Below are 11258 nucleotides of genomic sequence, written 5' to 3' on the forward strand. Positions count from 1 at the left end.
ATCGAGCGTTACGACCCGCTACCCGGAAAATACGATGCGTCGACGAGATAGTGCTCACGGGTAAAGGCGCCGTAAATATTCTGCGGCTTCTCGACATCCTTGTTGTAGTACTCGTGCCACCAGCTCGCCGACTGCCAGATCGCCTCGGGGCAACTGGACCGGCTCTCGAGTCCCGGTGTGAGATCGAATCCATTGGCCGCATAGGCTGTCTCCAGCATCGCGGCCGAAGGCATGCCGAAGCCTTCGCCGAGCGGGTTCGCGGGCACGCCGCAGCCCCACGCATAGCCGATCCACCGTAGCAGCAAACTCGACAGATCGATCGACATCCGCTCACGGCGCAACTGCCCGAGACTGGCTTGAATCGCTTCGCCCGCAACCGGCCATGCGATAAGCGCCAGGTTCGGATACTGCGCGGGGGAATCGATATGGGCGAGCGTGCCCGCCTGGATCGCATTGCAGATCGGCGCAAATCCGTCGGGCGGATACCATGCTGCCGGCGCAAGCGACACGCTGATCACTTCCGTATCCTTCGCCGCGGCTTTGCTTTTTGCGTCGACGAACATCGCCTGCGACCACGAACTCGGCGACATGTCGCTGCGCACGTGTGCCTGCGCGAGTCTCAAGCGGAACGACAGCGGATCGGCGCCGCCGATCAACAGAATAAAACTGTGGGCCTTGAGGCTTTTCAACGGGACGCTCTTAAGCGCCCGGTTGATCCACGCGACGTTGCTTTCCTTTTTCTGCCGTGTCAGCTCAAGCAGATGCTCGTTGCGTGCAGCCGCCCTCGACCGGCGTGCGATGAGTGACATGATGTGTTTCTCCGTTTATCGTTTCAGTGAGCCGCCGTGAGCTTGAAATGCGTGCTCCAGCGCGTTTTCGCATTCACTTCCTGATCATGATGAAGCGGGATGTAGTCGACCTGCACATCGAGCGACCCGCCCACACGCTGAATGCCGAGCATCAGCGCCAGATTGCCTCGCATCGCCGAAGAGGGCTTGGGGTCGAGCGTTGTCGGCAGCAGCAGCGATTGATAGTCGCCCAAGGTGCCGAATCTCGACGGCGGATCTTTAGGGTTGGGATGCGTGGGCCACGGGTCGCGCGGTCCGAACCAGCCGGCTATCGCAGACCTCGCCTCCTTCAATTCGTCGATCCCGATCGACTTGACGAGCGACGTGGGCGATGAAATCACCTCGTAGACAGGGCCGCGGTTCAAGGTATCCGCGCGCAGTATCCTGCCCCAGTGAACGTCACCGGTCAGGCAGGTCAGCGGCAGTCCCGCCGTGGAGACGCGCTCGATCTGTTCCATCAGGTAGCGATAGTCGGCTGCGTAGTTCGCCAGCTCGTAGTCGGCCACGTGGCCGTCGAACGCGCTCGCCGGGTCGGCGAAGAGCGACTGCCCCGTCAATAGAAAACCGTAGCGAGGTTTCGCCGTGTTCGCGGACGCAACGAGCGTGTCCACCCATGCGGCGAGCGCAACGCGGCCCGCGTTGCCGAGCAGCGCACCTGGCGGGTTGAGCATGGTCGCGTGATCGGGCGCATCGCCGGCGCCTCGTTCGCGCTGACTGCGCGTATCGAGCAGCAGGATCGACAGAGGCTCGATGTCGATGACGCGCGGCTGTCCCATCGCGCCCGCATAGCCCTGCTGAAACATGCCGAAGCCGATTTCGGCCGCGCGGCGCCAGCGGTCCCGCCCCGCCGCGGTCCAGCTGTTCTGGATAAGCGGGCTCCTGAAGGGCGCGTTGTTCCAGTACTCGTGATCGTCGGGAATCGATGCAACAGGCGCCAGCGACAGCAATTGCGGAAACCCCTCCGGAATGCCGCCGCCGCTCGCAGGCGACGCGCCAGGCGCATACCAGTTGCTCACGTAGTCTTCCTGGAACTTCGCTTCGAGCCAGTCCTGGTCATCTGCAAAGTTGCGTTCGGTGGGCAGGTCGAGATAGACCTGATCGCCAGCGAACAGCACGAGGTCCGGACGCGGCTTATACGATGAGATCCATCTGCCGGCCTCGCCATGCCGGTCCTGCGCGCCATGAAAACACGACAGCAGCAGCAGATTGAACCGCTCGCCGAATTCCTGAGGAATCGCCTGGGGCAACGTGCGAAACGACCGCACGATGGGTTCGGCGGCATCGACGCTCAAGCCGACTTCATGCTCGGAAGCGGACGCAAGGCCGCCGAATTCGACAACCGTCGAGCAGAACGGGAGCTTGCCCTGAACCTTCCAGCATTGCAGCGGGCGCACGATCGATGGCACAACCGGTTTGCCGCCGAGCGTCCAGGTCAGCGCCGACGCCGTGCCGTTCGTCGCCGCGAGAATACCCGCCCATACGCGCAACGTCGTGGCGTTGTCAGCGACATGATTCACCAGAGACACGATCATTTCGATGGCCCACCCGGTCGGGATGTCGTCCCCGCAACATCTTAGGAATAGACCTGACAATTTGTAATGAGGGTTTCCCGCGCCGCCGGACAAGCGCAAAGCGCGCTGCAATGTGGGCAAGCCAACATTCAGACCGCAGCGAAAGGTGTAGGTGGGCCTTGCTCACGCAGCGCCAGGGCTCCAGCTCGGCGATGTATGGCTACTGGCTGGCAGGAACGAAAAACTTCATGATGGTCTCCAGAAACAACGTGCCGCAAACGCATGTTCACAGCGCCTGAAAAATCGAATACCCAGGAATACCCCACGTCGCTTCAATGAGGAACATCCCCTTGCGCATACGTTGATTCCCATCCACCACCGAGCACCTTGCATAGCGTGATCAGATTGACGTCGGCATCGGCCTCGCTCTGTTCCAGATCGCTCTGCGCCTTGAGCAACTGCCTCTGCACGTTCAGTACGTCGAGGTAATCGAGCGCGCCCGCCTTGTATCGTTGCTGCGCAACCGACAGCGCGCGCAGGTTCAGGCTCACCACCGCTTTGAGCCGATCGCGCCGCCGTTGCTCCGCGTTGTACACAATCAGTGCATCGTCCACTTCGCGCCAGGCCTGAAGAACCGTGCGCTTGTAGAGGATCGCGGCCTCCTGCTGTTGTGCCTCGCGCAGTTGCAACGTTCCCTTCAGACGCCCGCCCTCGAATATCGGCAACGTAATCGACGGTCCGACCACGAACTGGCCCGACGCCCAATCCGCAAGGTTCGATAGCTGAAGACTCTGGAACCCCGCGCTGCCGTTCAGCGAGATACGCGGGTAGAAATCCGCTTTCGCCATGCCGATCGCGGCGGTCGCCGCATGCAACTGCGCGTCTGCTCTTCTGATATCGGGCCGGCGCTGCGCAAGTTCCGACGGGAAACCGATCGGCACCTGCGCCGGGAGACCCGGAACATCACGCGGCTCGCCGAGCCGCTCCTCGAGCGCGCCGGGTTCCTTTGCCAGCAACACGCCGATCGCGTTGATCGTGGTGTCGGAACGTGCTTCAAGCGTAGGAATCAGACTTTCGATCGACTCCGCTTGCGCGGACGCGTTGGCGACGTCGAGATCGGTCGTGACGCCTTCGTGCACGCGCACTTCCGTGAGCTTCGTCGCGTCGCGTGCAATCTCGAGGTTTTGCTTCGCTATCCGCAGCAGCGCCTGCGTATCACGCAGTTCGATGTAATTTCGCGCGAGCTCCGCGCGCGCCGACAGCAACACCGCATTGCGGTCTTCATATGACGCTTCGGTAAGCGCCGTCGCAGCCTCGACGCCACGCCGCGCCCCACCCCAGATGTCGAGCTCCCACGACGCATCGAAGCCGAACTGGTAAAGGTCGTACGCCGGCGAACCTTTGGAGCCAGGCAACGGCGCCACGCCGAGCGGCGCGCTGCCCGACGCCGATTGCAACGGACTTCCGTTCGGATTCACGCCGAGCAGCGACAGGATGCCGTTTGGACTGCCGCGCTCACGGTTATACGATGCGGCGGCATCGAGCGTCGGATATTCCGCGGCGCCTGCAATACGCTGCCCCGCCCGGCTTTGTCGCAGACGCGCCGATGCGGCAGCCACGTCGAGATTCGCGCCGGCCAGTTCCTGTTCCAGCGCATTCAGCATCGGGTCGTCAAGAAGCGTCCACCAATCCGGATTGAACCGGGATTCAACGGCCTTGCTCGATGCTTGCGCAGATTGCGTACGGTCAAACACGTCCGGTGTAGCTGTCTGCGGATGGTCGAAGTTCGGTCCGACCATACAGCCTGCCAACGCGGCGCACAGCAGTGCCGCACATGCCGGCGTGCGGATGGAGAATGCGCGCGCGTTCATTTTTTGCCTGCTTTTTTGTCTGCTTCTTCGACCACCACCGCGTCGCCACGCCGGTCAACCGCCACTTCCGCTTCGACGGACAGTCCCGCGCTCAATTCGGCCGCAATTTCCTGCCCCGGGTCGAGGGTAATCTTCACAGGCACGCGCTGGACGACCTTCGTGAAGTTGCCCGTCGCATTGTCGGGCGCGATCGGTGCGAAGCTCAGACCGGTAGCAGGCGCAAGACTATCGACATGGCCTTGAATCACCACGCCCGGCATGCTGTCGATCTTGAGGCGCGCGCTTTCGCCCGGCCGCATTCTCGTCAGCTGGTTCTCCTGGAAGTTCGCGACCACATAGGCATCCGCGAGCGGCACGATCGCGAGCACCGGCGCGCCGGGCGTGACGAATGCACCGACTCGCGCAGAACGTCTGCCCACCTTGCCGTCGATCGGCGCGCGAATCTCCGTATAGGAAAGATTGAGTCTCGCCTGTTCGAGCGCCGCTTCGGCGCGCGCCAACGCACCGGCCGCCTTGTCGCGCTGGGTGCGCAAAACGTCGAGGTCCTGCTGCGTCGCAAGCAATGCAGCCTGGTCGTGCGACTGACGCGCGAGCTGCTCGGCCAGCGTGCTCGACGCATGCTGCTGTTCCTGCGTCGTTCCCGCGCCGGCATTCGACAGGTTCTGGTAGCGCGCCGCGTTCTCGCGCGCAAATGCAATCGACGCATCGTCGGCACGCAGCGTCGCACGGGCCTGATCGACCAGCGAAGGCTGCCGCGCCATCTCGGCGTCGTAGTTCGCGACCGATGCTCGGGCCGCGGCCACGTCCGCCTGCGCACTCATCAACGCGGCGCGGAAGTCGCGGTCATCGATACGGACGAGCGGTTGTCCGGCCTTCACACGCTGATTGTCTTGCGCCAGCACTTCCGAAATCTGGCCGGCAACGCGCGGCGCCACGAGCGTGAAATCGGCTGCTACGTACGCGTCGTTCGTAGACTCCGTATCCGATCCGGCAAGCAGCGACGTGCCCCCGCCTGCGGCGACACCGATGACGGCCATACATACGGCAACGCCAATCGCTTTATGAGGGAATTTGATGACAGGTGACATATATCGTCGCTCAGCGTGAAGAAGGTGCCGTGCTCCATGGCGGATAGATACGCACGGGCAAGACCGGAACAAGGACAAGAAGAACAAGCGCGATACCCGCCATCAGCCGATAGAGATCGGCTGATGTCAGCACCACGGCTTGCAGGTGGATCCGGTGCGCGAGTTCGCCAAAGCCATGCGACGCGTCGCCGCTTTGACTCGTCACCAGCATCGTGTTGCCGAGCCGGTCCACGAGCATGCTCGAATGGAAATGCTCGCGGGCCGTGCCGACACTCTCGATCAGCCCCGTGGCGGCCGCCGCGGAAAAAGTCTTGAGCGAGTTGAACATCGCCGAAGCAAACGGGCCTTCCGTAGGTGGCAAGCCCGTTGTGACGCCCATCAGAATGCAGACGATCACCATCGGCTGCGCGATGATCTGCAACGACTGAAGCCAGTAGAAGTTCTCGCGTACCCAATCGGACGTAACGAAGCTACCCATGAAACAGGTGGCGGCCATCAGCGCGAGTCCAAACGCGAGCACCCACCGGTAGTCCACGCGCCGGATATTCAGCACGGCGGCCGTCAAAGGAAGCGCGATCAGCAGCGGAATCGCGACCAGCAACGCCAGCGGCGTGGTTTGCAGCGGCCTGTAACTGTGAACGTTCGCGAGATACTGGGCCGGTATGACCGCAACGCCGGTCAACAGCACGACCGCGCCTGCCAGTGTCAGAAGTCCGTGCGCGAAATTCCTGCGTGAAAGCAGCCGCAGGTTGAAAAACGGCAGCGGGTGATGCCACTCGTTGATCAGGAACGCCACGAGCAGCAGCGTCCCGCCATAAAGCATCACGCAGACGAACCCGGAATTCAGCCAGTCGAGGCGATCGCCCTGAAGAAAGCCGACCACGAGCATCGCGATAGCAGGAAAGCCCGTGATGAACCCGGTCCAGTTGAATGAACGGAACCGTTCGATCTTGAGGGAGTCTTGCGGAAGCCCAATGTGGATCGCGACGCAACTCACGATGCCGAGCGGCACGATTTGCCAGAACGCCATTCGCCAGCTGACATACTCGGTCCATAACGCGACGAGCGGTGTGCCGAGCGCCGGTCCGAAAGTCGCCGTGAGCGCATAGCCGGCGAGTCCGTATAACTTGATTTTCGGCGGGAGGTAACGCAGCGCCACGATAATCAACATCGGCGGAAGGCATCCGCCGGATAGCCCCTGCAACACGCGCAACGTATAAAGCGCCGGCAGAGTCGGTGCAAGCGGGCAAAGAAGGCCGAACACCATCGTGGCCAGCATCGCTCCGATAGCGAATCGCTTCAGCGTGAACGTCACACCGAACCATGGCGCAAACACCATCACGGCGACATTAGCCGCCTCGAACAGCACGGTGAGCCATGTGCCGTCGTCATGCCCGATCGACAGCGCGCCGCGAATATCCGTCATCGCCTGCCCGGTGACCTGCTGGTTGAGGATCGCCGATAGCGACGCAAGCAGCATCCCGATCAGGCCGATCGCAACAGGCAGCGACAACCCCGCCTGAGCGGACGGTTGCTGAACGGCAGTCTCCGCTTGCCGTGCGGCAGCCGACGACGATAGTGGCTCGACCGTCTGCTCCTGCATTCCGGTTGTCCAAGGGTTCGCGGTGTCGGTGTTCATAAATTGCGCTGGCACTCGTGTTTAACGGTTCGCTCAGATCAAGCGTTTCGCCGCTACGTGATAAGCCGAAAATTCTAAAAGAGGATTCCGAAGTTATCGAAGCTGTCACTCGCCCTGTTTCTGGCCAATTCATTCTGTAATCTGGCCAACGCCAATGTTGGGCCTGAGACGGCTCGACCGCGCTCTGCACATGCCGCTTTTGAGCCGGCATCGCCAAACGGGTGGTCTAACGCCTTAGGCGCTAGCCAGGTTGCTTTTCCTCGAAGTGCTGCGGCGCCTCGCGGCGGTCAAACATTCCATACTCGCGGACAACGCGGATATGTCGCAGACGCACGCCGTCCGGCAGCGTCGTATTGCGCGCAAACGCTTCGGCCGCCGCCTGATCGCGCCACGTCGCCACCACGATCACGTCGCCGGGCGTCAGCAACGCATCGAACGCGTCCCATGCGACGAGGCCTTGCGCCGCCAGATCGAGCCCAAGCGAGCGCGCGACCGAACCCGCGCCGGCCTGTTTGACCCAGTCAGACGCACGCTTTCCATCGAACAGCGCGACCGCTGTGCCGACGCCGGTTTCGGTCACATCGAGACGTTGCTCGAGCAACGTGTGCCCCGCCGGCACCTGTGTATCCGTAACGACCTGGCCGATGCGCAGGCGATAGTCCGCAAAGACGCGATCACGCGCTGCCTGCTGCACCTTGTGGTGTTTCGTTGAAACGCGCCAGCGCACGAGCGACTTCTCATCGCGCCAGCTCGACAGCGAGAGCAGCCATCCGTCGCGTGTCAGACTTGCATAGCGCGTATTGTCGATAAAGCCATCGACCGCTTCGAGCTCCGGGCGCAGCATCTTCGCCATGCCGAGATAGGCATCGAATTGATCGGCAAACGGATTGACTTCAAGCATGGCGGCAAACATGATCGATTCCTTCTTCTGGTTAGGGATGCTGATACCGGACATCGCACCTCAAGTGGGTTGCTTTATTGTCCGGGATAGACAGCATTTCCTGAAGCAAAAGCAGGCTGCAAAACGGGTCAATCAATGCGCGAAATTTGCCAACGCAACTAGTCGATACATGGCCGAGGTGCTCTCGGGAAAGGTCGATCGTCGGCCATTCGTGATCTTGTTTGGGCCAACCGGAGCGACGCGCCATCGACACGCATTCAGCGCGCTTACAATCGCGCCAAGCGATGCTGTTAATCGCGATCGTGGTTGCCGATAAAGGCATGGGAAGGGTGAAGCGAGATGGACAGATTACGCGAGATGGAAGTGTTCGTAGCCATCGTCGATCGGGGCAGTTTCACCGGGGCATCGGAGAAACTTGGCATGTCGGCGCCTGCGGTCTCACGGGCGCTCACTTCGCTCGAAGCCCGTCTCGGCACGCCATTGCTGACGCGCACGACCCGCTCGATCCGTCCCACGGAAGCAGGCTTGTCCTATCTCGATACGTGCCGCAAGGTGCTGGATACGATTACGGACGCCGAAGCGAATATCGCGGTTGATCGCGACAACCCCGTCGGCACACTGACGATATCGGCCCCAGTACTGTTCGGGCAACGATTTATCGCGCCGCTCGTCAATGCCTATGCACGCCGCTATCCGGACGTGAACGTCAATGCAGTGTACGACGATCGCACCACGCGGCTGCTGGAGGAAGGCGTGGATATCGCGATTCGTATCGGCCATCTCGGCGATTCGTCGATATTCGCCGTGCCTTTGGGCTTTGTCCGGCGCCGAACGTACGCCGCCCCCGCCTATCTCGCGGAGCACGGAGAACCCGTGCATCCCCGGGAGCTGATAAACCATCACTGCGTGTCCTTCACAGGAGTGAGCAATCCGTTCGAATGGGAGTTCTATGAGAACGGCTTGAGGCTGCCGGTCCGCCTTCAACCGCGGATGATCGTCAATCTGGCGCCGGTGGCCGTGACGGCCGCGGTCGAGCGCATCGGCATCACGCAATTGTTCTCGTATCAGGCCGCTCCCGAAGCGCATGCAGGCACGCTGCAGCCTGTGCTGAGCGCGTTCGAGCCGGAATCGACTCCCGTGAATCTGCTGCATGTGGAGCGGCGCGGCGCAAGCGGCAAGGTCCGAACCTTCGTCGAATTCGTCACCGGGACGTTGCGCGGCAATGTGCATCTTCAATACGGGGACAACGCGGCGATAACTGACGCGATCGGCCCAACACCCGTTCCGGCCGAACGCAAGGTCGCGAGGCGGGCAAAGAGGCCGACCAGCGTCTCAGCACGCAACAGCTGAACGCGTAAACGCCGCCCTATGAAGTTCGCGATACGCGTTCACGAGCGCATCGAGACTGAATGCGCGGTTCAAGCCGCTGGGGTTCGGCAATACCCACGCACGCGAGCCGCCGAACGGCGCGGCCTGTAGGCCCCATTCGATGTCGCGCTTACCGGACATCGCCGCAAGCGCCATCTTCCCAAGGAACGCCACGTACATTGGCGCATAGCGTTCGATCTTCCGCTCGAAATCGGACGCCGCTGCTTTGAACTCCAGGCGGGACAGGTCGGCGGCCCGTGACGTTGCGCGTGGTGCGGCTGTTGTCAACCCACAACCGTATTGCAGCAACGCATGATCGTCTTCGGGGCGAAGCAGTTCAGGCGTAAAGCCCGCCAGATGCATGACCCGCCAGAACCGGTTGCCTCTGCCCGCAAAGTGGCGACCGGTCGACGCCGCCAGCATGCCCGGATTGATGCCGCAAAACACGACCGATAAGCCGGGCGCCAGAATATCCGGCAGACATTGAAGTGAATCGGAGCAGGTCATCGAGGGTGTCGATTCCTTGAGCAAAAGGTGCGGCATGGCGAAACATCGGGTGTACGCGCATGCTAGGCCATTTCTTCTTCCATGTCGTCGGTCTGGACCTGCGCTTCGGCGCGCTGATAAGTCCAATGCGGCTGGTTCGTCGCGCCGCCATGGAACCGTTGGCGGTATTGCTTCGGCGTAACGTTGAGCCGCCGTACAAAAGTGATCCGCATATGCGTCGCGCTGTGGAAGCCGCATTTGAATGCGACGGTCTTGAGCGGGGCATCGGTCTCTTCAAGCAGTTTTCTCGCCGCATCCACGCGAACCTGCTCGACAAACGCAGACGGTGTCACCTTCGCATATTTCTCGAACAGCCGCGAGAACGTGCGCCGGCTGACTGAAACCGCCTTCGCAATCTGTTCGATCGACAGCGCATCGGCAATGTGCTCGGTCACGTATCGATGCACCTTGCTGATGATCGGATCATCGCCTTTGCGTATACCGATGTACGGGCTGTATTGCGACTGCCCGCCCTCTCTCTGGATATATACAACCAGACGTTTCGCGACCCGCACCGCTATCTCGTGCCCCCAGTCTTCGGCCACGAGCGACAGGCACAGATCGATGCCTGTGGTCACACCCGCCGACGTAAAGAGGCGTCCGTCGCGCATAAAGATCCGGTCGGGCTGCACATGTGCTTGCGGAAATTCGTCAGCGAGGCGCGCTGCATCGGCCCAGTGCGTGGTCACTTCCTTGCCGTCGAGCAGACCTGCGTGGGCAAGCACGAACGCCCCGTTGCAAACGGAGCCGAAACGGCCGGCGCCGCGCGCCTGATTTTTCAACCAGTTCAGAAACTCGCTGCGCGGCTGGTAATCGGGCAAACGCGGCCCGCCCGCAATGAGGAGCAGGTCGGCTTGAACGTCGAAATCCGCGTAGCACAACGGTATGGATAGCTGCATGCCGTTCGAGCAGGTGACGGGGCCGCCCTGCCCTCTGACAAGAAAGACCTCGTATTTCAGGTGCTCAGGAAGGAAGGTATTGGCTTCGGCGAATACATCCATGGGGCCTGCAAGATCTAGCGCCTGCACACCATCGAATACCACAATGGCGACTTTCATCATGTGCCCCTCATCCAATCCGGCATGCTCCCGTTGCTGTCGCGGCTCGACCATTCATCGCGACAGTGGCGGTAACGAGCGATGACCCAGATTACCTGAACGGCTGCATAACGAGGACACCCTTTCCGTTAACTTACTCTTGCGTCGGTGTAACAAGTTGGAGTCCGAGCGGCGCTCAGCCGGCCACGTTCCCGAATCATGGGGCACGCGAGCATGTCGCGGGCGCGACGCGGCCCAGATCGCGTATTGAATGGCCGTGTATCGCACGAGGCGCTCGCTTCCCGTGTGCGCCCGCCTTTTACACCTGGCTTCAAGTCAGTCGAACTCCGGACAGCGCAAGGCAAGCGTCGCGCCGTCCGCCGTCTCAGTCGTGGCTGCCTGGAACGGCATGCCGCGCGCGGTCGACACGGGTGCGATGCGGCCCGGCC

The 11258-nt window shown here is 61.8% G+C and carries 10 protein-coding genes; 2 read left to right on the forward strand and 8 right to left on the reverse strand.

Annotated features, from left to right (window positions below; translation table 11 throughout):
- Positions 1-8 precede the first annotated feature (8 nt).
- The 6 genes from HV675_RS01560 to HV675_RS01585 form a co-directional block, all read right to left on the reverse strand.
- The gene (locus tag HV675_RS01560) at positions 9-809 is read right to left on the reverse strand and encodes a hypothetical protein (RefSeq protein WP_175108996.1); all 801 of its coding nucleotides are present in this window, start codon (positions 807-809) and stop codon (positions 9-11) included.
- Positions 810-832: 23 nt separating this feature from the next.
- Positions 833-2374: a metallophosphoesterase family protein gene (locus HV675_RS01565; protein WP_175108997.1), complete on the reverse strand. Its 1542-nt coding sequence runs from the start codon at positions 2372-2374 to the stop codon at positions 833-835.
- Positions 2375-2691: 317 nt separating this feature from the next.
- Positions 2692-4230, reverse strand: coding sequence for an efflux transporter outer membrane subunit (locus HV675_RS01570; protein ID WP_175108998.1), 1539 nt, complete (start codon positions 4228-4230; stop codon positions 2692-2694).
- Positions 4227-5267 carry an HlyD family secretion protein gene (locus HV675_RS01575; RefSeq protein ID WP_246270052.1) on the reverse strand — a complete coding sequence of 347 codons (1041 nt, stop codon included), beginning with the start codon at positions 5265-5267 and terminating at the stop codon, positions 4227-4229. Before HV675_RS01575 ends, HV675_RS01570 begins: the two co-directional genes overlap by 4 nt.
- A gap of 61 nt (positions 5268-5328) precedes the next feature.
- Entirely contained in the window at positions 5329-6957 is a 1629-nt protein-coding gene (locus tag HV675_RS01580) for an MFS transporter (RefSeq protein WP_377700700.1), read from the reverse strand.
- 241 nt (positions 6958-7198) lie between these two features.
- Positions 7199-7870, reverse strand: coding sequence for an antibiotic biosynthesis monooxygenase family protein (locus HV675_RS01585; protein WP_175109000.1), 672 nt, complete (start codon positions 7868-7870; stop codon positions 7199-7201).
- Here HV675_RS01585 and HV675_RS01590 point away from each other — a divergent pair.
- Positions 7869-8174: a hypothetical protein gene (locus HV675_RS01590; protein ID WP_175109001.1), complete on the forward strand. Its 306-nt coding sequence runs from the start codon at positions 7869-7871 to the stop codon at positions 8172-8174. The two genes, HV675_RS01585 and HV675_RS01590, sit on opposite strands and share 2 nt — an antisense overlap.
- Positions 8175-8197: 23 nt before the next feature.
- Entirely contained in the window at positions 8198-9208 is a 1011-nt protein-coding gene (locus tag HV675_RS01595; protein WP_175109002.1) for a LysR family transcriptional regulator, read from the forward strand.
- Here HV675_RS01595 and mug read toward each other — a convergent pair.
- Together mug and HV675_RS01605 are read right to left on the reverse strand one after the other, a co-directional pair.
- Complete coding sequence (gene mug, locus HV675_RS01600; RefSeq protein ID WP_175109205.1) at positions 9191-9733, reverse strand: G/U mismatch-specific DNA glycosylase; 543 nt, start codon at positions 9731-9733, stop codon at positions 9191-9193. The two genes, HV675_RS01595 and mug, sit on opposite strands and share 18 nt — an antisense overlap.
- 62 nt (positions 9734-9795) lie before the next feature.
- Complete coding sequence (locus HV675_RS01605) at positions 9796-10830, reverse strand: GlxA family transcriptional regulator (protein WP_175109206.1); 1035 nt, start codon at positions 10828-10830, stop codon at positions 9796-9798.
- Positions 10831-11258 lie beyond the last annotated feature (428 nt).

The organism is Paraburkholderia solisilvae (genome assembly GCF_902859875.1).
GTDB lineage: Bacteria > Pseudomonadota > Gammaproteobacteria > Burkholderiales > Burkholderiaceae > Paraburkholderia > Paraburkholderia solisilvae.

Bases quoted from the DNA above. Each gene is read 5' to 3' on its own strand.
- HV675_RS01560 (WP_175108996.1), bottom strand. From the start codon at position 809: ATGTCACTCATCGCACGCCGGTCGAGGGCGGCTGCACGCAACGAGCAT.
- HV675_RS01595 (WP_175109002.1), top strand. From the start codon at position 8,198: ATGGACAGATTACGCGAGATGGAAGTGTTCGTAGCCATCGTCGATCGG.
- mug (WP_175109205.1), bottom strand. From the start codon at position 9,733: ATGACCTGCTCCGATTCACTTCAATGTCTGCCGGATATTCTGGCGCCC.
- HV675_RS01585 (WP_175109000.1), bottom strand. From the start codon at position 7,870: ATGTTTGCCGCCATGCTTGAAGTCAATCCGTTTGCCGATCAATTCGAT.
- HV675_RS01605 (WP_175109206.1), bottom strand. From the start codon at position 10,830: ATGAAAGTCGCCATTGTGGTATTCGATGGTGTGCAGGCGCTAGATCTT.
- HV675_RS01590 (WP_175109001.1), top strand. From the start codon at position 7,869: ATGATCGATTCCTTCTTCTGGTTAGGGATGCTGATACCGGACATCGCA.
- HV675_RS01580 (WP_377700700.1), bottom strand. From the start codon at position 6,957: ATGAACACCGACACCGCGAACCCTTGGACAACCGGAATGCAGGAGCAG.
- HV675_RS01570 (WP_175108998.1), bottom strand. From the start codon at position 4,230: ATGAACGCGCGCGCATTCTCCATCCGCACGCCGGCATGTGCGGCACTG.
- HV675_RS01575 (WP_246270052.1), bottom strand. From the start codon at position 5,267: ATGGCCGTCATCGGTGTCGCCGCAGGCGGGGGCACGTCGCTGCTTGCC.